The sequence below is a fragment of the Luteitalea pratensis genome (genome assembly GCF_001618865.1).
Classification (GTDB): Bacteria; Acidobacteriota; Vicinamibacteria; order Vicinamibacterales; family Vicinamibacteraceae; genus Luteitalea; species Luteitalea pratensis.
In genome coordinates this window covers 7,312,589-7,332,542 of record NZ_CP015136.1, presented here as the reverse complement: position 1 = coordinate 7,332,542, position 19,954 = coordinate 7,312,589, and the positions used below count along the sequence as shown (strand labels likewise).

The 19,954-nt window shown below is 67.4% G+C and carries 16 protein-coding genes; 12 read left to right on the top strand and 4 right to left on the bottom strand.

Annotation, left to right across the window (positions count from 1 at the left end; genetic code table 11):
* Nucleotides 1-211 precede the first annotated feature (211 nt).
* The 9 genes from LuPra_RS30800 to LuPra_RS34030 all read left to right on the top strand — a co-directional run bounded on the left by LuPra_RS30800 (nt 212) and on the right by LuPra_RS34030 (nt 12,918).
* Nucleotides 212-1,432, top strand: a complete 1,221-nt coding sequence (locus LuPra_RS30800) for a pyridoxal phosphate-dependent aminotransferase (protein ID WP_110174327.1) — start codon at nt 212-214, stop codon at nt 1,430-1,432.
* The gene (locus LuPra_RS30795) at nt 1,429-3,507 is read left to right on the top strand and encodes a glycosyltransferase family protein (RefSeq protein WP_110174326.1); all 2,079 of its coding nucleotides are present in this window, start codon (nt 1,429-1,431) and stop codon (nt 3,505-3,507) included. The genes LuPra_RS30800 and LuPra_RS30795 overlap by 4 nt, the downstream gene beginning before the upstream one ends.
* A gap of 272 nt (nt 3,508-3,779) precedes the next feature.
* The gene (locus LuPra_RS30790; RefSeq protein ID WP_110174325.1) at nt 3,780-4,115 is read left to right on the top strand and encodes a DUF5658 family protein; all 336 of its coding nucleotides are present in this window, start codon (nt 3,780-3,782) and stop codon (nt 4,113-4,115) included.
* Nucleotides 4,116-4,342: 227 nt separating this feature from the next.
* The gene (locus LuPra_RS30785; RefSeq protein WP_110174324.1) at nt 4,343-5,524 is read left to right on the top strand and encodes a glycine C-acetyltransferase; all 1,182 of its coding nucleotides are present in this window, start codon (nt 4,343-4,345) and stop codon (nt 5,522-5,524) included.
* 124 nt (nt 5,525-5,648) lie between these two features.
* Nucleotides 5,649-6,827 (top strand): PP2C family protein-serine/threonine phosphatase, encoded by a 1,179-nt coding sequence (locus LuPra_RS30780; RefSeq protein WP_110174323.1) that lies wholly within the window; start codon nt 5,649-5,651, stop codon nt 6,825-6,827.
* A gap of 58 nt (nt 6,828-6,885) precedes the next feature.
* On the top strand, nt 6,886-9,714 hold the full coding sequence (locus tag LuPra_RS30775; RefSeq protein ID WP_157899891.1) for a M1 family metallopeptidase: 2,829 nt from the start codon (nt 6,886-6,888) through the stop codon (nt 9,712-9,714).
* A 121-nt stretch (nt 9,715-9,835) separates the two neighbouring features.
* Nucleotides 9,836-11,620, top strand: a complete 1,785-nt coding sequence (locus LuPra_RS30770; RefSeq protein ID WP_110174321.1) for an NADH-quinone oxidoreductase subunit G — start codon at nt 9,836-9,838, stop codon at nt 11,618-11,620.
* Between the two features lie 130 nt (nt 11,621-11,750).
* On the top strand, nt 11,751-12,680 hold the full coding sequence (locus LuPra_RS30765; protein WP_110174320.1) for a hypothetical protein: 930 nt from the start codon (nt 11,751-11,753) through the stop codon (nt 12,678-12,680).
* Nucleotides 12,681-12,786: 106 nt separating this feature from the next.
* The gene (locus LuPra_RS34030) at nt 12,787-12,918 is read left to right on the top strand and encodes a hypothetical protein (RefSeq protein ID WP_257724479.1); all 132 of its coding nucleotides are present in this window, start codon (nt 12,787-12,789) and stop codon (nt 12,916-12,918) included.
* A 123-nt stretch (nt 12,919-13,041) separates the two neighbouring features.
* On the opposite strand, the gene LuPra_RS30760 is transcribed toward LuPra_RS34030, so the two are convergent.
* Nucleotides 13,042-13,938 (bottom strand): diacylglycerol/lipid kinase family protein, encoded by an 897-nt coding sequence (locus LuPra_RS30760; RefSeq protein WP_110174319.1) that lies wholly within the window; start codon nt 13,936-13,938, stop codon nt 13,042-13,044.
* 114 nt (nt 13,939-14,052) lie between these two features.
* Between LuPra_RS30760 and LuPra_RS30755 the strand changes: the two genes are divergently transcribed.
* Entirely contained in the window at nt 14,053-15,297 is a 1,245-nt protein-coding gene (locus LuPra_RS30755) for a GAF domain-containing protein (RefSeq protein ID WP_157899890.1), read from the top strand.
* On the opposite strand, the gene LuPra_RS30750 is transcribed toward LuPra_RS30755, so the two are convergent.
* On the bottom strand, nt 15,275-15,589 hold the full coding sequence (locus LuPra_RS30750; protein WP_157899889.1) for a hypothetical protein: 315 nt from the start codon (nt 15,587-15,589) through the stop codon (nt 15,275-15,277). The genes LuPra_RS30755 and LuPra_RS30750 overlap by 23 nt on opposite strands.
* A gap of 84 nt (nt 15,590-15,673) precedes the next feature.
* On the bottom strand, nt 15,674-16,828 hold the full coding sequence (locus LuPra_RS30745) for a PDZ domain-containing protein (RefSeq protein ID WP_110174316.1): 1,155 nt from the start codon (nt 16,826-16,828) through the stop codon (nt 15,674-15,676).
* Nucleotides 16,829-16,999: 171 nt separating this feature from the next.
* On the opposite strand from LuPra_RS30745, the gene glnA reads away from it, so the two are divergent.
* Together glnA and LuPra_RS30735 are read left to right on the top strand one after the other, a co-directional pair.
* Entirely contained in the window at nt 17,000-18,328 is a 1,329-nt protein-coding gene (glnA, locus tag LuPra_RS30740; protein ID WP_110174945.1) for a type I glutamate--ammonia ligase, read from the top strand.
* A 98-nt stretch (nt 18,329-18,426) separates the two neighbouring features.
* Complete coding sequence (locus LuPra_RS30735; RefSeq protein ID WP_157899887.1) at nt 18,427-18,786, top strand: response regulator; 360 nt, start codon at nt 18,427-18,429, stop codon at nt 18,784-18,786.
* A 90-nt stretch (nt 18,787-18,876) separates the two neighbouring features.
* Here LuPra_RS30735 and LuPra_RS30730 read toward each other — a convergent pair whose 3' ends face one another.
* Nucleotides 18,877-19,935 (bottom strand): S66 peptidase family protein, encoded by a 1,059-nt coding sequence (locus LuPra_RS30730; protein ID WP_110174314.1) that lies wholly within the window; start codon nt 19,933-19,935, stop codon nt 18,877-18,879.
* Nucleotides 19,936-19,954 lie beyond the last annotated feature (19 nt).

Here is a 19,954-nt window from a genome sequence, read left to right as displayed (position 1 = left end):
TTCACGAAATGCTGGGGAGTTTCTCCGTTTCGCCCCAAGGCAGAGCAAAACAGTGTAATAAATGCACCGAGCGTGTAAGTCTTACGCTCCACTGGGTCGGTGAAGGCGTCCACGGACCTCGCCCACCGACATCGGCACGCGGCGCACGAGGAGAAACCTCGACTCCGTTGTCGTCGGCACGGGTCACATCCTGTAGGGCTACAATCCGGCCATGGCGCTCACCAGCACATCGTTGCCTGTCGCTGACCGTGTCAGCGGGTTCAGCTACGCGATCCGGAACATCGTGGTCGAGGCAAAGAAGGTGGAAGCCGCCGGCCGCAAGGTGGCGTACCTGAATATCGGCGACCCGATCCCGTTCGGGTTCGTCAGCCCGCCACATCTCGTCGAGGCGATCGCCGGGGCCATGCGGGACGGCCACAACGGCTACACGCCCTCGCCCGGAATCCTCGAGGCGCGCGTGGCCGTGGCCGACGACTTCACGTCCCGGGGGCTGGCCGTCGATCCTGAACGTGTGCTGCTGACCTCGGGCACGTCGGAGGGCATCGAGCTGACGCTGACGGCGCTGCTCAACGCCGGCGACGAAGTGCTCGTCCCGACGCCGACCTATCCGTTGTACACGGCGGTGATTGCAAAGCTCGGTGCGGTGGAGCGGTACTACCGGACCGATCCATCTCGCGGGTGGCTGCCGGACCTGGACCACCTCGCCACGCTGGTGACGCCGCGTACGCGCGCCCTGGTGGTCATCGACCCCAACAACCCCACGGGCGCGGTCTATCCGGCAGACGTGCGGCGGTCGCTGGTGGAGTTCTCGGAGCGGCACGGGCTGCTGCTGATTGCCGACGAGGTCTACGGAGACCTGGCCTACGACGGCCCCGTGGAGCCCCTCGGGCTGATCGATCCGGACGCGGCGATCATTTCGTACTCGTCGCTCTCGAAGGCCTATCTCGCGCCAGGGTGGCGGGCCGGCTGGATGGCCGTGGGCCGCACGCCTCGCCTCGACGGCCTGCTCGGCGGCCTGCGCAAGCTCGCCGATGGCCGCCTGTGCAGCCCGGGGCCGATGCAGTACGCCATCACCGCCGCGATGCGCGGCGACCGCACGTTCCAGGGTGCCCTTCGCGACCAATTGCGTGAGCGCGCCGACATCACGACCGCTCGCCTCAACGCCATTCCCGGCATGCGCTGCGTCCCCGCCCGCGGCGCGTTCTACGCAATGCCGCAGGTCGAACTCCCGGCCGGCAGGACCGACGTCGATTACGTGCTCGGCCTGCTGCGCGCCACCGGTGTGCTCACCGTCTTCGGGTCCGGCTTCGGCACCGATCCGGCCATGGGCGCCTTTCGTGTCGTGTTCCTCGCCGCTCCGGCGGAACTGCATCGCATCTACGATCTGGTGGCGGAGTTCACGGGCGAGTTCCTGGCCGGCCGCACGGCGTGAACCGCGGGCAGGACGCCGACAGGCCCCTCGGCTCTGCCGGATCCTCAGGGGACGGGTGGCTGCGCGGGGTCAGCGCCGTCCACGCGACGCTGCTCTACGCGCTCCTCGCGGTCGCCTGGACGTGGCCGCTGGTCACGGGGCTCGCCAGCGACGTGCCCTGGGATCTCGGCGATCCGCTGCTGAACTGCTGGATTCTCGCCTGGCACTTCCACCAGGCCGGGCGCGTCCTGCACGGGGATCTCGGCGCCTTGGCCGACTGGTGGCATCCCAACATCTTCCATCCCTCGTCGTACGCGCTCGGACAGTCTGAGCTACTGGTCGCGCAGGCATTGCAGGGCGCGCCGATCTACGCCCTGACCGGTAACATCCTGCTCACCTATAACCTGCTGTTTTTGTCGTCGTTCGTGCTCGCGGCACTCGGTGCGTTCCTGCTCGTGCGCAGACTCACGCGCGACGCGTTTGCTGGCGTTGTCGCCGGGCTGCTCTATGGCTTCGCGCTGTACCGCGTCAACCAGGGACCACACCTGCAGGTCCTGTCCTCGCAGTGGTTCCCCTTCGTGCTCTGGGGCCTGCACGAATGGTGGCAGCACGGACGCCTCAGGCACGCCGCGATGGCCGGTGTGGCCCTGGCACTGCAGAACCTGTCGAACGGCTATTTCCTGGTCTACGCCGCGCTCTGGCTGCCGCCGTACGTCCTGGCGCAGATCGCACTCCGTGGGCGATTGCGTGATCGTCGCGCGTGGCTCGGGCCCCTCGTCTGCGCGGGCGTCGGCATCGGGCTGACCGCGCCCTTTCTCTATCCCTACGCGCGGCTGCGCGCGCTCGGGCAGCCGCCACGGCCGATCGTGGCCGTCGTGCAGTACAGCGCCGATACCTACGCCTGGCTCACCGCCAACGAGCAACTGCGCTTCTGGGGATCGCGCCTAAAGACGCTCGTGCGCCCCGAGGGCGATCTCTTCCCCGGTGTCGTGCCGCTGATGCTGGTGCTCGTGGCCATCGCCCTGGTTGGCCTGCGACGCTGGCGTCAGTCGGCAGACGCCACCGGCGTCAACGGCCGCCATCGTGCGTCTGCCTTTGGCCGGCTTCGCGGTGTCGTCGCATCAGGCCTGGCGATCCTTGCCATCGGGCATGTCCTGGGGATTCTCGCGGCGCTGTTTGCAGGGCAGCAGCGCCTCTACCTCGGACCGGTGACGATCAGCATCACGGACGGCACACGCCTGCTCCTCGGCCTCGTGCTGAGCGCTGGGCTGCTGGTCCTCGTCTCACCTCGCTCCCGCGCCGTGCTCCGCGACGAACCGCAGCACCCGGTCGTTCTCTGGACGGTGCTCGGAGCGTTCACCGTGTGGCTGTCGTTCGGCCCCATCGTCCACATCGGCGCCCGCACGGCACGCACCTGGCCCTCGCTCTACGCCGCCGCGTACCGCGTCGTCCCCGGCGCGGATGCGTTGCGCGTACCGCCCCGCATCGCGATGGTGACGGCCCTGGCGCTGAGCGTGATCGGCGGGCTCGCGGTCGCGTCGCTCTCGCGGCGACGCGCGGGAGCGCTGGCGAGCGGTGTACTCGCCGTGGCTTTCGTCGCAGAGAGTTGGCCTGCCCCTGTGCCGGTGCGCCACACGTACGAGGCGTCGTACGGACAGGGCCGAGCCGAGCCGGTGCCGCCCAGGCCGTCGGACCACCCGGTCGCACGGGCAATTGCGGCCCTGCCTGCCGATGCCGTCCTCGTGGACCTGCCTTTCGGGGCGGTGCCGGACGAACTGTGGTGGCAGTACCTCTCGATCGGACACTGGCGGCGCCGGCTGAACGGCTACAGCGGCGACGTACCGCCGGGTCACCTCGCGCTGCAGCAGACGTTGGTCGACCTTCCCGGCGCCCTCGAGGGCGGCCCCGCCGCCGACACATTGCCGGACGCAGCCATGCAGGCCATCCGTACCCGCGGCGCCACCCACGTCCTGCTCCACCGGGACTCCTGGCCGTCCTCCCAGGCGCCCGATGCCCTGCGTCGCTGGCTCCTCCACAACGGCGCCACACGCCTCGCCCAGGTCGACACCACCGAAATCTGGCAGCTCCGGCGCTGACCGCCGACTCGACGGCGGCTGGTCCTCCCTCGGCCCCCGCTCCTCTTTCCTCCCTCCTCCGTCCTCCCTCCTCCCTCGTCCGTCCTCCTTCCTCCGTCCTCCGTCCTCCGTCCTCCCGTGTGTGTCCCCATGGCACACTGTTGGCGCATGTGCGTGTGCGGTAGGAGCACACCACCGGGAGGGCGCGTATGTTTCGAGCGGTTTTCCTGCTATGCGAGGGCGGCACCGGACTTGAAGACTCCAGGGCGGAGTCCTCGGAGCTCCATACCGCCATGGCCAGCCTGCTGCGCAAGTTCCGGACGCGTTCGTTGTCGAAGGGAGAACTGGCTATTCTCGCCTTCTTCATCGCGCAAGCACTGGATGCCGCCTTTACCTACTGGGGCGTGGCCCTGCACGGCCGCGACATCGAAGGCAACCCGCTGCTGGCCTCACTGATGTTCTCGATCGGTGAAGGGCCCGCGCTCGCCTCGGCCAAGCTCGCCGCGGCGGGGTGCGGCATGATCCTCCACCTCACGAATGTGCACCGGATCGTCGCCGTCCTCACGGCCTTCTACGTGTGTGCAGCCCTGCTGCCCTGGATGTGGGTGTTCACCTCTGTTCCTCACTAATTCAGGTCTCTGCCGCGACATTCAGAATTCACAATGCAGTGCGGGGCCGGCACCTCGACGCTGCCGCGGGAAGTCGGTGGAACACAGCAGGAATTCACTCGGCCGCAACGTTACAAATCACAATGCAGAGAGCGCGCTGCGGAGCGTGATGGTGGGCGGACCCGCGCTTCATTCTGAATTTTGAATTCTGAATTGCCTGAGGTCGCCTTGCTATAGTGAGCGGCGCCATGCGCAGCGATCCACTCGCGTATCTCGGAGACCAGCTCGAGGACCTCAGGACGCAAGGGCTCTACCGATCCCTGCGCATTCTCGAGAGCGAGGCGAAGGCCACCTCGGTCTATGACGGCAAGTCGGTCGTCAATCTCTCCTCCAACAACTATCTCGGGCTGACCACCCATCCCAGGCTGAAGCAGAAGGCGATCGAGGCCATCGAGCAGTTCGGCGTCGGATCCGGCGCGGTGCGCAGCATCTCCGGAACGATGGCGATGCACATGGAACTCGAGCGCCGCCTGGCCGAGTTCAAGCACACCGAGGCCGTCGTCGTCTTCCAGAGCGGCTTTGCCTCGAACGCCGGGACCGTGTCGGCCATCCTCACGCGCGAGGACGCGATCATCTCCGACGAACTGAACCACGCGAGCATCATCGACGGCGCCCGCCTCAGTCGCGCCACCATCAAGGTCTATCCACACGGCGACGCCGACGCCGCGCGCAGGATCCTCAGCGAGTTGCCATCCCGACAGCGCAAGCTGCTGATTACCGATGGCGTCTTCAGCATGGACGGCGATCTCGGTCCGCTGCCGGCGCTGTGCGACGCCGCCGAGGCCTACGGTGCGATCATGATGGTGGACGATGCCCATGCCAGTGGCGTGTTCGGCCGGAATGGCCGTGGGACGGTCGACCACTTCGGCATGCACGGTCGCGTCGACGTGCAGGTCGGCACCTTGTCCAAGGCCATCGGTTCGCTCGGTGGCTACGTTGCGGGTAACCGCAGCCTGATCGAGTTCCTGTATCACCGGGCGCGCCCGTTCCTGTTCTCCACGTCGCACCCGCCGTCGGTCACGGCCAGCTGCCTGGCCGCGCTCGATCTGCTCCTCGAGGAGCCGCAGTTGATCGACCGGCTCTGGGAGAACACCCGCTTCTTCAAGGACGGCCTGCAGGCGCTCGGTTTCGACACCGGCATCAGCCAGAGCCCGATCACGCCGGTCATGGTGGGCGATGGCGCCCGGGCCATGCAGTTCTCGGATCGTCTCTTCCAGGCGGGCGTCTTCGCGATGGGCATTGCCTTCCCGACCGTCGCGCGCGACAAGGCGCGCGTGCGCACCATCGTCTCGGCCGCCCACACGCGCGCCGAACTTCAGTTCGCCCTCGACGTATTTGGAAGCGTGGGCCGGGAGATGGGGATTGTCTGAAACGCCGAACGTCAAACGCCGAACGCTGAAACCGCGCACACTGAACGCTGAACCTCGAGCGCCGAACCCTGAAACGCCGAACCGGCGAAGGCCGATGGCCGAATGACGAAGGCCGACCAATCCAGTGGCGAAGCCGAAGTTTGGTGACCGCGCCCGGACGTTCATCGACGACTACACCCGCGATCTGACGGCGCGTGATCTGCAGCGCGTCTTCACGCGTGAGACGCGGGCGATGGTGTCCTTCTTCACGCAGGGCACGCAGCAGGCCGACGTCACCCAGAAGGACCTGCTGCGGCACCCGTTCCGCAACGCGCGCCAGTTCTTCCTCGCCTTCGCGATGCGGCTGACTGCGGCCCGCCGCATGCTCTACGCGGGCGCCGCGGTGCTGTTCGTGATCGGCCTGATCGACGGCCTCACGCCCGATCCCGGCGAGCCCCTGTGGGACACCGGCATCGTCAAGCTGCTCGTCGCATTCGGGCTGATCCACCTGATCCTGCTGCTCGAGGTCGCCGATCGACTCACGCTCAAGCACGAGCTGAACGTGGCGCGCGACATCCAGCGCGCGATGCTGCCCGCCGGCACGCTCACAGTCGGCACCATCGAGGCCCACGGCGAAACGCAGCCGGCCAACACCGTCGGCGGCGACTTCTTCGACATCCTGCCGCGCGTCGACGGCCAGGTGCTGGTCATCCTCGGCGATGTCGCCGGCAAGGGCACACCTGCGGCCCTCCTCATGGCCCTTTTCCTGGCCATGACCCGGACGCTGCTCGACGAGGCCCTGCCGCCGGCCGTTCTGGCCCTCCGCCTGAACGAGCAGCTCATGCGCCACTCGCCGCGATCGCGCTTCATCACCGCGTTCATCGCGCTGTTCGATCCGCGCACGAACGAGATGCGCTACGTGAATGCCGGGCAGAACCCACCCATGGTGCGCCGCGTGTCGGGGCGGCTGGAGTGGCTGCCACCCACCGGCATGGCACTCGGGCTCTCCCGCAAGGCGACCTACGAGGAGAACACCCTGACGCTGGGGCCGGGCGACCTGCTGCTGGCCTACAGCGACGGCATCACCGAAGCGGAATCACCCGCCGGTGTTGCGTTCGAAGACGAGGGATTACGCGTGCTGGCCGACCAGATGGGCGGGCTGAGCGCCGGCCTGGTCGCGCGCCGCGTGATCGATGAGGTCAAGGCCCATACCGACGACTCCGTGCTGTTTGACGACCTGACGGTGCTCGTCTGCCGTCGCCTGGATACGGAGGCGCCGCCGCCAATACCGATGGCGGATGGATCGAATAACGACGAACGCTGAACGCTGAACGCTGAACGCCGAAGCGAAAAGGCGAAGGTCCAAGGGAGAAGGCCGAAGGGTGGAGGCGTCGGTAGGGCCGGCTCTCCGAGCCCGGCCCATCGCCCTGTGCCCGGTGAGGTCTAGAATCAAGACTCAGACACGTTTGCCGGTCCGTCGGGCCGGGCCCGTCGCCATGCGAGCCTGCGCGGTGTTCCTCATCGTCATGGTGTCGTGGTGGGCCCCGCCCGCTGCGGCGCAGCCAGCCGACGCTGTCGGCGCGCTCCTCGTGCGCATGGAGCAGGCGCTCGCCACCGGCGCCGACGCGCCGACGCTGTTGCCTCTCTTCGACGAAGGCGCCGACCGCGCCCAGATCGATGCGATGGCCGACGAGTCGGCAGGCGACCGCACCACACGCGCGGTCGTCCGCGAGCGCGACCGGCAGGATCTCGCCGATGGCGTCACCCGTGTGATCGCCGACATCCTGATCGAGACGGCGGCGCTGGCACACGTCTCCACCTGGCGACTCGATATCGCGCCGCCCTCCGCGGCGGCCGACCAATCCAGGCGGGTTCGCGCCGCCGCGCGCCTCAGCATCGTCGATGGCCTGGTCCGCCTGGCCCTGTCCGAGCGGCAGTACGCCGTGCGCGATCTCCACATCCGCGGCGAGGATCTCGACGTCGCGATTGCGTCAGGCGTCGCCTACGCCGCCGAAGTGCGCGGCATGATCACGGCCCTTGTCGTCATCGGTGACGGCGAGGTCACGTTCTCGCCCAAGCCGGAATCGGAGAAGGGGCAACTGCGCCTCGTCGCCGGCGACGAAGTACTGCGGTCGAAGGTCTCGCGCCTGTTCCTGCGGGTGAACCCGGCCGATGTCGCCCAACACGTTTCGCTCGACTCGCTCAAGCCGATGGAGACCGATCGCGGCATGCTCGATCGCGCGCGGCGGCTCTTTGGCGACCAGGTCGGACAGTCGTACAGCCTCGACCTCAACGACCTGAGTCGAGAGACCTGGAACCTGGTGCCGCCCATCGGCGACCTGCTCGTCGACATGGATCTCGCCCGCTTCGGCCAGATCTCCTACGCCCGCAGCGGCGGCGACTCCGAAGACATTTCCTTGTTCGACCGCAAGCGCAGGAAGAACCTGTCGGTCTACACGTCGCAACGCAACCTCGCGATGCGCGGCACGCGCCGCTACAACGAAGAGGATCGGCTCGACTACGTCGTCGAGCAGTACAACGTCGATGTGTCGTTCGATCCAGCCCGCCTCTGGCTCGAGGGCCGCGCCGATCTGGACCTGCGAATCACCAGCGCCGCGGCGCAGACGCTGACGCTTCGCCTCGCCGAACCGCTGGTCCTGCGCGCGGTGACCTCCGACGAGTTCGGCCGGCTGCTCGCCTTGAGGGTGCGCGGACAGAACAACATCGTCGTCAACCTGCCGGACTCACTGCGCCGCGGACAGACGCTTCGTCTGCGCGTCGCGTACGGCGGGCGGCTGCCGCCCGTGCCTGCAGAGAGGGAAGCCGTCACGGTCGGGCAGCAGATGCTTTCGGAAGTGGCGCTCGAGCCCGAGCCGCGCTTCGTCTACTCCCACCGCTCCTACTGGTACCCGCAGAGCAGCGTGACGGCCTTTGCCAAGGCCCGGATCCGGGTGACGGTGCCGCCCGATTTCACGGTGCTCGGTAGTGGCATCCCCGACCCTCCAACCGTGACGACGACGCCAGATGGGCGGCCTCGCCGGGCGTTCACGTTCCGGGCGTTGCAGCCGATCCGGTACCTCTCGATCGCGATCAGCCGGTTCGTCCAGGTGGTGTCGGCCGACGTCTCGCGGCGGGCGGCAACGGCAACCGATGACGCGGCCGCATCCCCCAGGCTGTCGAGAAGCGGTGAGGGCGTGTTCTACGACGAGACGTCGGTCGAGATGTGGAGCCAGCCGCGCCAGACATCCCGCGCCAGGGACCTCCTCGACACGACGACCGACATCATGCGCTTCTACGGCGACCTGGTGGATGACCTGCCGTTCCCGAGCCTGCGACTCGTCCTCGCTGAAGACACGCTGCCTGGCGGCCACAGCCCGGCGTACTTCGCCTTGCTGAACCAGCCGATGCCGGGCACACCGTTCACCTGGGCACGCGACCCGGTGGCATTCGACGACTTCCCGCAGTACTTCATCGCCCACGAACTGGCGCACCAGTTCTGGGGACAGGCGGTCGCGGGCGAGAACTACCACGAGCAGTGGATCAGCGAAGGCTTCGCCCAATATTTTGCGCTGTTGTACGCGCAGAAGGTCCGGCCGAAAGAAACCGTCGCCGGCGTGTTCCGACAGATGTATCGGTCCGCGCTCGAGGTCAGCGACCAGGGGCCGATCTGGCTCGGCTACCGGCTCGGTCACATGAAGGGGGAGAGCCGGGTCTTTCGTGCCACCGTGTACAACAAGAGCGCCCTCGTGCTCCACATGCTGCGGCGCCTGATGGGGGAGGCGGCGTTTTCCCGTGGTCTGCAGCGGTTCTATGGTCAGAGCCGCTTCCGCCGCGTCGGCACCGACGACCTGCGTGCGGCGATGGAGACCGAGTACGGACGCCCGCTCGTGCGGTTCTTCGAGCGGTGGGTCTACGGCGCCGACATCCCGGTTTTGCGGACGAGCTGGGAGCAGGTTGATCTCGTCACGGCCGGTGCCGACGGCCAGGCCCCCGCCGGGAGTACCTTGCGCCTCATCCTCGAGCAGGGCCCCAAGGTCCACGACGTTCCGGTCACGGCGACCATCGTGTACGCCGACGGGCGTGCAGAGCAGGTGCTCGCCGTCGTCACCGACCAGGTGACCGAGGTGCAGGTGCCCGCCACCGGCCGTGTGCGCGAGGTCCGATTCAACGAGGACTTCGGCGCGCTCGTGCGCATCGAACGGAAGCGGTAGCCGGCCCCGTCGCCCCCTCGGTCTGCTATGATCCGCCGTTACGGGCCGCCTTCGCCAACGCTTCGGCGCCCAAGGCCGAGAGCCCGAAATACCGCCATTTTTCTGCGGAAATCCTGATCATATGGACACAGTCACCCTCACCATCGACGGCCGCGAGGTCACCGTTGCCAAGGGCACCACGGTGCTGCAGGCCGCGATCGAGAGCGGGATCAACGTGCCGTACTACTGCTACCACCCCGGCCTCGGTGTGGATGGCAACTGTCGCGTCTGTCTCGTCAAGGTCGAAAAGATGCCCAAGCTGCAGGTGTCGTGCTCGATCACGGCGGCCGAAGGCATGGTGGTGCACACACAGACCCCCGACGTCGTCAAGGCACGCGCCGGCGTGTTCGAGTTCCTGCTGCTGAACCACCCGCTCGACTGCCCGGTCTGCGACAAGGGCGGTGAGTGCCCGCTGCAGGACTTCTCCTACAGCTTCGGCCCCGACTCGAGCCGCAACGAGTTCTCGCGCCGCGTGTTCGACGGCGAAGGCGTCAAGGCCGACGTCGACTTCGGACCGACGCTGATGCTGAACCGCAACCGCTGCATCATGTGCACGCGGTGCATCCGCTTCATGCGCGAGATCGACGGTGACGCGCAGATCGGGGTCCTGGCACGCGGCAACAGCAGCGAGATCGCGACCTTCGAGGAGCGCGGCATCCACTCGATCCTCTCGGGCAACCTGATGGACGTGTGCCCGGTCGGCGCCATCACCACCCGCGACTACCGGTTCAAGTCGCGGCCGTGGGACAACCCCAGCGCCGTCGACACGATCTGCACCCTGTGCGAGAAGGGCTGCAACACCACGGCCTGGCTGCGCGCCAAGCCGGAGTGGGCCAAGGGCGCCACGCTCGTGCGCTTCACGCCGCGCCTGAACCCGGACGTGAACCAGTTCTGGATGTGCGACGTCGGACGCTTCAATTACCACTGGATCGAGAGCGACCAGCGACTGACGCGGCCGATTGTCAGCAGTGCGCAGGGGCAGCAGGCGGCCACCTGGAATCAGGCGCTGGATCGCCTTCGCGACGAGTTGACTGCCGCCGATGGGCAGATCCGCTTCCTGCTCTCGGCGCACGCCAGCCACGAAGAACTTTTCGTCTTCGCGAAGCTCGGACAGGCGCTTCTCGGTGACAAGGCGCAGCACGCGTTCGACGTCGCCTGGACATCGTCGGTGAAGGTGCAGCCGCCCAACACGAAATTCGTCGTCCCACCAGTAGACGCGCCCAACGTGGCAGGGGCACGGATGTTCGGCCTGGTTGACGACGTCACGAGCGCACCCGATATCGCCGGCCTCAAGCAGGCGGTTGGCGACGGCTCGGTCAAGGTCCTGTACGTGTTCGACCCGGGCCCCGAGGGTTCGATTGGCGACACGACCTGGATCGTCGATGCGAAGAAGGCCGGCAGGATCGGCACACTTGTGGTTCAGGGCGTGTTGATGACCCCGCTTGCCGCGTCTGCGGACATCGTCCTTCCCGGCGCAGCGTTCATCGAGAAGGACGCCTCGTACACGAACGACCAGGGACGCCTGCAGTTCGCCTCGCGCGCGTTCCCCGCTCCCGGCGAGGCACTCGAGGACGCCGCGATCGTCCTCAAGGTCGCGAAGGCCACCGGGTACGACCTCGGCTACGCGTCGGGTGCCGCCGTGCGTCACGCCATCGCCGAGACGCTGCCCGATGAGCCGGGCCTGGCTGGCATCGGTTCGGCGACGTTCGGCGAGGCCCGGGCGGCGACGCACTGGTTGCAGTCGAGCAACGCGTCCGAGCGCGTCAAGTGGGACACGCTGTTCCAGGACCTGCCGCCGGTGAAGTTCGCCGACATGCTCAGGCCCAGACCCGCGGGCGACGTCATCCCGCTTCGCAAAGTGGATTGAAAGAACTCCGAACGTTGAACGCCGAACGCCGAAGGCGCCTCAAACGAGGCGCCCTTCGCGTTTCAGGCGAACCTGCTGCCCATTCGAGATGTCGGCACCGCTGGCCTCGCCCTTGCAGAGGAGCCAGGCAATGAAGACCTACCTCCAGGAGGCGATCGTGCGACACGTGCTCACGTTCCGTCACATCACTACGGCCACGCTGCTCGCGGGCGCACTCACGGTGCCCGGGCAGATCTGGGCGCAGGGATCCGATGACATCACCGTGTTGCTGCGCTCGGGCGAGCGCATCAGCGGCCGGCTCGAAGACCTCAACAACGGGACATTGTTCGTGCGCGTGAGCACGCACGACCAGCGGAAACTACCCGTCTCGCAGGTGGCGCTCATCGATTACGTGGGGGGTGCGCAGGGCTTGCCCGAAACGGAACTCGGACCCGCGCGGGGCGCCGATCACGTCATGGTCCTGCGTAACAGCCAGATCGTGCCGGGACACCTCGTGGACATCGAGGGGGGCGTCGGCTCCGACAAGCCTGACGACCGCCGGGTGTACATCTTCAGGACAACTGGAGGCGAGGAACGTCGTGTCGCAGCCGAGCAGGTCGGGCGGGTCTACCTCGGTCAGTTTCCGGCCGCGCAGGGGGCCGCCGGAGCCGCGACCAGCAGCGCGCTCTCGATGCCGGAATCCGCATCAGGCGTGCGCGTTCCAGCCAACCGGCCCTGGACGGCGACTGGCGTCCGCGTCAACGAAGGGCAGACGGTCAACTTCAACGTACAGGGCGAGGTGCAGCTGAGCACCTCGAGTGACGATCGGGCCACGGCGGCTGGCGCCGCCGGCGGACGTCGCGCCGCCGACCGGGCGCCCCTGCCCAGTGCCCTTGCAGGCGCGCTGGTCGGCCGCATCGGCAGTGGTGCGCCGTTCGGCATCGGCAACCAGACCATCGTCCCCATGCCGGCCACGGGCGAACTGTTCCTGGGTGTGAACGACGATGAGGTCGGCGACAACAGTGGTGGATTCGTTGTCGACGTGAAGCCGCAGCCCATGCCCACGCGCCGTCGGCGCTGATCGCATCGGCGTCGGGAATCGAGAGTGGGAAGTCGGCGACGTCATTTGGGTTGTAGCCGTCGACCTTGGTCGACGGGCGCGCAGGGATCGAAATCGAGAATCGGCGGTGAGGAAGCGCGGGCTGTTCCAGGCTTGCGTCTTCGCGTCGAGCAAGCTCGACGCCTACATCACCCTGCGCGCCGGGGGGCTGACCTCGCCATGGACACCGACCCTGCGGCGCTGGCACCTTGGCCGCTAAGCCGTAAGCCCTGAGCCTTGAGACCTGAGACCTGAGACTTGAGGCTTGAGGCTTGAGGCTTGAGGCTTGAGGCTTGAGGCTTGAGGCTCGAGGCTCGAGGCTCGAGGCTTGACGCACCAGGCATCAGGCATTACCTGCCATGATCCGTAGCGAGCCGGGCCGTACCTCGAACGTGCGTGCGGTCTCGGCATTCGCCACCTCTCCATCGAGGTGGATCGGCACCGCGTTGGCTTGCGACACCTCGACGCGTCGCGCGCGGCCCGTGAAGACGCCGGGCACCTGCGCCAGCGTGCCGCTGAACAGCCGCCAGCCATGACCGAGGATGCGCGCAGCCGTGATGCGCGGCACGGCCACCACGTCGAAGAGGCCGTCGTCGAATGACGCTTCGGGCGCCACGCGCGCGCCGTGTCCGTACTGCTGGCCATTGCAGACCACGACGAGGTCGGCGTCGATCTCGATCGGCATCGATTCGTCCAGCCTGATGCGGAAGTGTTGCGGTGCGGCCGTCCGCCACTCGTGCAGGATCGAGGTGAGGTACGGCACCAGGCCGCGGCGGAGATTGCTCGTGTTGAACCGTTCGGCGACGGCGGCGTCGAAGCCGATACCGGCGAGGTTCAGGAACGAACGGCCGTTGACAAGGCCGGTGTCGATGTCGCGTGGACTTCCGAGCATGGCGACGTGCACCGCAGCGTGCAGGCCGAGGGGCAGACCGAGCCCACGCGCAAAGCCGTTGCCGGACCCGCCGGGGACGACGCCCAGTCGCATCCCCGTGTCGAGCAGGCTGCTGGCCACTTCGTTGAGCGTGCCGTCGCCGCCCCACACCACGACCCGATCCGAACCCGCATCGAGGGCCCGACGTACGGCCTCGGCCGCATCGCCGTGTCCGACGGTCTCCGTGGCCCGGATGGTCGTGGCGCCAAGCGTGCGCAATTGGTGACTCACCGCGTGCACGCGATCGCGTCGCGGCAGGCGACCGACCACGGGACCCGACGCGGGGTTCACGATCAGATCTACGGTCATTTCGGGTCCCGGATGTGCCGTCGGCGTGGGTCAGTCATGGTGGAGTCGGGTGCTATAGTACCGACCGCATGCATCCGACTGCGCGGTGTGGAACGTGCCGGGAGTCCTGACGACATGACGCGCCCCGCTGTCCGGCTCGTGCTGGTCCTGCTGCTGATCGCTGGCGTCGGTGCTGCCGGCTGGCAGCTGTACATGCTCGAGAAGCGGCGCCTCGACGGGCTGCGCCAGCAGCAGTCACTCGACGCAGTACGCGAGCAGGTGCTGCACGCCATCGACGACTCGCGGACCGCGCAGCAAGCCTACCTCGCCAAGGGGCAGGGCCTCGATTTCTGGGAAGCCAAGTTCGCGGAGGCGACCGCCGGCCTGACGCAGGGCCTGGCGGCGCTGCGCGCACAGGCCAACGGCCAGCCAGCCGCAGTCGAGGCACTCGACGCGGCCGATCGCGCCCTCAAGGTCTACGAAGGCGTGGACCGCAAGATCCGCGGGTTCGTGGTCAACAACACCGACCTCATGGCAGCCGACGCCGTGTACGAGGACGGCCTGAAGACCTCCGGCGTGATCCGCTCCAGTGTCGAGCAGGCGCTTGCCGCACTCGTCGGGCCGGCCCGCACCGGGTACGACGAGCGACGCATGCAGTACATGATCGCCGGCGCCGCGGCCGGTGCCGGCATCTTCGTGTCGCTCCTGCTCCTGCCCACGGGACGCAGGACCGAACCCGAAGTCGAATTGCACGCCCCAGCGGGCTCGCTGCACCTGAGCGAGCGGCCGCTACGCGTCGATCCGCCGGTAATGGCGTCGCCGGCCGCTGACTCGATGCGCGGCCCGATCGCCGAACCGGTGGTGGCGCCTCCGCCGGCGCCCGCGCCGGTCCCTGTCGAGAGCCGGCGTGCCAGCGTGGCGACGGCGTTGCCAGAGGACTCCCTCGACGCTGCTGCCAAGGTCTGTACCGATCTGGCTCGGGTCAAGGACGCCGACGAACTTCGCGACGCGCTCGGCCGCGCCGCGCGCTTGCTCGACGCGTCCGGCGTCATCGTGTGGGTGACCGACGGCGGCGGTAAGTCGCTGAAGCCGTTGCTGACCTATGGGTATCCGGAAGAGGCGCTGCGACGCATTCCGACGTTGCCCAAGGACCAGGACAACGCCACCGCCGCAGCCTGGCGGGACGCGGTGACTCAGGTGGTGGACGCGACCGATTCTGCGCCGGGCGCCATCGCCGTGCCGTTGCTCGTGCCGCAGGGATGCGTCGGAGTGCTGGCGGCCGAGATTCGACACGGCCGCGAATCCGCCACCACCACCCGCGCTCTCGCGCAGATCGTGGCGGCGCAACTCGCCGTGCTCATCCCAACCGAGTCGGTTTAGGCGCGGCGCCGGTCCGCGCTTCGATCACGGCCTGACGTCGCTCCCCTGCCTGAGGGCGACTCTCCTCCTGGTCGCAGCCGTGCGGGCGCTGGGGCTTGATGATCACCAGTCGCATCTGCGTGAGGTCAGGCCGCGCGACCTGCGGTGGCGGGGGCAGTGGCAGATCCATCCCTGACCCTGTCTGGAAACCGAAGTCGGCGAACGGCAGCGTGATGGGAGTTGCGGCATGGACTGCCGTCGTCAACGCCATCACGTACGCGCCGATTCCCACTCGCACGACAGCACAGGTCACGGCTACTCTCCCTCGAAAATACGGACTCCGGCGGTGTCGAAAGTAGACGGATGGACGGGGGTCATGGTTCGACCCCCGCAATGGTTATGCCGTGAACCGCTGCCTTCGTGTGACGGAACGGTCCCTGTTGGTGTCCGACGGCGCCTGCAGCGTCACCGAAATCGTCTGCACCTTCTTGTCACGGGTGAGTTCCACCGGGATGACCTTACCGTCCTCGATGCCTTTCAGCGCATCGACGATGTCACCGGTGTCCTTGACCGGCTTGGCGTTCACGGCCGTAATCACGTCACCGGCCTTGATCCCCGCCTTGGCTGCCGCCGATCCTTCCGTCACCTGGGTGACGAGCACGCCGTCCTTGACGCCGAAATAGGTGGCGAGTTGGTCGGTCACCGGCTGCACCATCACACCGAGCCGGCCGCGACCGGTCCAGAAGCGCACATCGCCGTCCGGACCCTGTCGGTAGAAGAACTGCCGGTTCCCGGCCTCGGGGCCACCGGGCGGGATTAGCAGGTCGAACTGGTGAGGCGGCGCGTCGGGATGGGCCGGATCGACGCGACGTTCGAACTTGCGAATGACCGGACCCTCACCGGCCGGGCCCGAAAAGTTCCACGTCATCGCCGGCGACGCTGGCGTGACGGTCACCGTGTTCCTGGCCGTGCCGCGCACGTACGCGATCTGGAGGGCGCGCCCCTCCGGCGACTCGGCGATCACCCGCGACAGCTGGCGAGCGCTGCGGATGGTCTCGCCGTCCACCGAGACGATGATGTCCTTCTCCTGCAGGCCGGCCTTGCCGGCGACTGAATCGGCCGGCACCTCGCTCACGAAGGCACCCGTGATGCCCTGGAGCCCGGCCGCCTTGGCCTCCTCCGCCGTCACGTCCCTGGTGCGCACGCCGATCCTCGGCCGTCCGCCCAGCATCGCCATGTCGGGCACATCCTGCATCGCGTCGTCAACGAAGACCTTGACGTCCAGGTCGCGGACGGCGTCCTGAGCGGCGCGGGTCGCGTCCTCGACCAGGCGATGGACATCGACCTTGAAGGGACCATTGCGCAGGCCGGCCTCGTCGAGGGCGTCCTGTACCGCCTGCTGGACGTCGCGTGAGAACGCGGCGGAGTCGGGAATGGCGCCCGCCCCGGGGGCTTGCGGCGCCTGGCCGTGCACGATGGGGCCGGCCACGAACACGCCGGCGGCGACGATCGCCACCGTGACGCTGCTGGCGAGCCAGAGTCGGGTCTGCATCGGAATCCTCCTGGGAGCCGTTTTCATGGTTCGGTTACGTGAGACGGAAATGCTAGCGGGAAGGTTGACGCTCAGCGGATTACACTTGTGACAGACTCGCGCGTACCCGCGTTGACGCAGGAGCGACACGTCACGGAGATCACTTTGAAGCAACAAGTACAGGATCCGGCCTTGGAGACCCGGAAGCGGGAGATCCTCGCCGAGGCCGACGCAAGCGGCGTGAAGTTCCTCCGGCTGCAGTTCACCGACATCCTCGGCGTGATCAAGAACGTCGAGGTGCCTGACCGGCAGTTCGCCACCGCCCTCGACGGCAAGGTGATGTTCGACGGTTCCTCGATTGAAGGATTCGTGCGTATCGAGGAATCCGACATGTTCCTCACGCCGGATCTCTCGACGTTCCGGATCTTCCCGTGGACTGACCCGTCGGGCGAGAAGGTGGCCCGCCTCATCTGTGACATCACCAACCCGGACGGCACCTCCTTTGCCGGGTGCCCGCGGCAGACGCTCAAGCGTGCGATCGAGCAGGCCGGATCGCGCGGCTTCAGCATGAGTGCCGGCCCCGAGGCCGAGTTTTTCCTGTTCCAGACGCGTGACGAGGAACCGACGACCGAGACGCATGACGCGGCGGGGTACTTCGACCTCACGCCGGTGGATCAAGGCGAGGACGTGCGTCGCCAGATCGTGCTGATGCTGGAGCAGATGGGTTTCGAGGTCGAGGCCTCGCATCACGAGGCGGCCTGGGGCCAGCACGAAATCGACTTCAGGCATGACGACGTGCTGACCGCGGCCGACAACGTCAGCACCTTCCGGTTCGTCGTCAAGAACGTCGCACGACGCAACGGGGTGCACGCCACGTTCATGCCCAAGCCGGTCTTCGGCGTCAACGGATCCGGCATGCACACGCACCAGTCGCTGCTGCGCGACGGCGTGAACGCGTTCCACGATGCCGACGGGCCGTTCGAACTGAGTCGCATCTGCATGAACTACATCGGCGGCCTGCTCCAGCACGCCGAGGCCTTCTGCGCGATCACCAACCCGCTGGTGAACTCCTACAAGCGACTCGTGCCCGGCTACGAGGCCCCCACGCATATCGCCTGGTCCGAGCGGAACCGCAGCCCCCTCATCCGGATTCCGGCGACGCGTGGCGCGTCGACGCGCATCGAGCTCCGCATGCCCGACCCGTCGTGCAACCCGTACCTCGCCTTTGCGGCGATGCTGCGCGCCGGCCTCGACGGCATCGACAACGATCTCGACCCTGGCGCGCCGGTGAGCAAGAACATCTACAAGATGTCGCAGCGCGAGCGTCGATCGCTGCGCATCGACGAACTGCCGCAGAACCTCGATGCCGCGCTCGATCAGCTGGAGCGCAGTGCGCTGATGCGCGACACGCTCGGCGACCACATCTTCGAGCACTTCATCGAGGCGAAACGTCGCGAGTGGTTCGAGTATCTCCAGCAGGTCAGTGCGTGGGAGATTGGGCGGTATTTGAAGGTCTACTAGGTCTCAGGGCTCAGGTCTCAAGCCTCAGGGCTCAAGTCTCAGGCTGCGCGTAATCCCTGAGAACCTGAGACCTGAGACCTGAGACGCGAGCGTCCACCGTGCACATTCTGTTAGCCGATGACGACGAGTCGATTGCCAGGGTGGCCTGCCTGGGGCTGCGTCGGGCGGGGTTCACCGTGACCGTCGTCGACGGAGGCCTGTCGGCGCTCCTGGCGGCCCGCGAGGCCGCCTTCGACGCGCTGGTTCTGGACTGGAACATGCCCGACCAGGATGGCATCGACGTCTGCCGGCAGCTGCAGGCCGATCCCGCGTGGGCACGTGTGCCGATCGTGTTCCTCACTGGGGCCACGCATGAGGGCGCCGAGCAGGAAGCGCTGGCGGCGGGCGCACGCGGCGTCATCTTCAAGCCATTCGATCCGATGACCGTGGGAGAGCAGGTACGGCAGCTGATCACGTAATTGCAGAATTGCAGGATTTCACCGCCACCGCCGGTGTGCGAACGACCGATGACGAAGGTGAAATTCTGAAATTCTGAAATCCTGAAATTCTTACGTGACCGCCGGTTCGAGCAGCCGGATGCTGCCACGGTCGGCGTCGATCTCGGCCTGGACTCCGAGCGGCATGATGAACTGTCGGTCGATGTGGCCGATCTGCGCCCCTTCCCACGCGGGCACCTTCAGCGGCTTCAGGTAGTCGTCCAGGATGTCGCTGATCGTCAGTGAGCCGTAGCCGCCATCGCCGGGTTCGCACTTGGTGCAACGGCCGAAAATCACGCCCTTCAGCTTGCCGAGGACGCCCGACAGCGACAGCTGCATGAACATGCGGTCGATGCGGTAGGGCGCCTCCTGCACGTCTTCGACGAACAGGATCGCGTCGGTGAAATCGGGCAGCAGCCCGGACCCGACGATGGTCGTCAGCACGGTGAGGTTGCCGCCCACGAGGTGTCCTCGTGCTTGCCCGGGGGTGATGGTCCGGATGCGGTTCTCCACCGGCACGAGCTGGTCACCCGCCGACAGCGGGTTGGTCATCGTCACCGCCTCGCCCTGCATCAGCACGCGGCGGAACCAGTCGACATTGAAGCGGTTCCATTCCGAGTCGCCGTTCATGCCGTGGAAGGTCACGAACCGACCCTTCGCGTACACCGGCAGTAGCAGGGCGGTGATGTCGCTGTAGCCGAGCAGGATCTTCGGATTCTTCGCGATGGCCTCGAAGTCGAGGTGCGGCAGCAAGCGTGCGCAGCCCCAGCCACCCCGCAGCGCATGCACGGCGGCGACGCCGGGATCGGTGAACATCGCCATGACATCGGCGGCGCGGTCTTCGTCGCGGCCCGCGAGGTAGCCGTGGCGGTCCATCAGGTGCGCGCCGAGCCGTGCCTTCAGTCCCAGCGCGGCCAGCGATTCGACGACGATGTCGACGTCCACGGGATCCCAGGTCGCCGACGCGGGATCCACGATGCCGACGACGTCTCCGGGCCGCAGGCGGCGCGGTTTGCGCGGCGCTCCGGCTCCCCTCGACTGCCCCTGCGGCGAAGGCTGCAGCGCCAACCCGCCGGTGGCCACGGGGGCGATGAGCGACTGCTGCAGGAATGCCCGGCGCGTACTCGACATGCGCGAGATAGTACCCTGC

Bases quoted from the DNA above. Each gene is read 5' to 3' on its own strand.
- LuPra_RS30765 (WP_110174320.1), top strand. From the start codon at position 11,751: ATGAAGACCTACCTCCAGGAGGCGATCGTGCGACACGTGCTCACGTTC.
- LuPra_RS30730 (WP_110174314.1), bottom strand. From the start codon at position 19,935: ATGTCGAGTACGCGCCGGGCATTCCTGCAGCAGTCGCTCATCGCCCCC.
- LuPra_RS30745 (WP_110174316.1), bottom strand. From the start codon at position 16,828: ATGCAGACCCGACTCTGGCTCGCCAGCAGCGTCACGGTGGCGATCGTC.
- LuPra_RS30770 (WP_110174321.1), top strand. From the start codon at position 9,836: ATGGACACAGTCACCCTCACCATCGACGGCCGCGAGGTCACCGTTGCC.
- LuPra_RS30755 (WP_157899890.1), top strand. From the start codon at position 14,053: ATGACGCGCCCCGCTGTCCGGCTCGTGCTGGTCCTGCTGCTGATCGCT.
- LuPra_RS30760 (WP_110174319.1), bottom strand. From the start codon at position 13,938: ATGACCGTAGATCTGATCGTGAACCCCGCGTCGGGTCCCGTGGTCGGT.
- LuPra_RS30800 (WP_110174327.1), top strand. From the start codon at position 212: ATGGCGCTCACCAGCACATCGTTGCCTGTCGCTGACCGTGTCAGCGGG.
- LuPra_RS30785 (WP_110174324.1), top strand. From the start codon at position 4,343: ATGCGCAGCGATCCACTCGCGTATCTCGGAGACCAGCTCGAGGACCTC.
- LuPra_RS30790 (WP_110174325.1), top strand. From the start codon at position 3,780: ATGGCCAGCCTGCTGCGCAAGTTCCGGACGCGTTCGTTGTCGAAGGGA.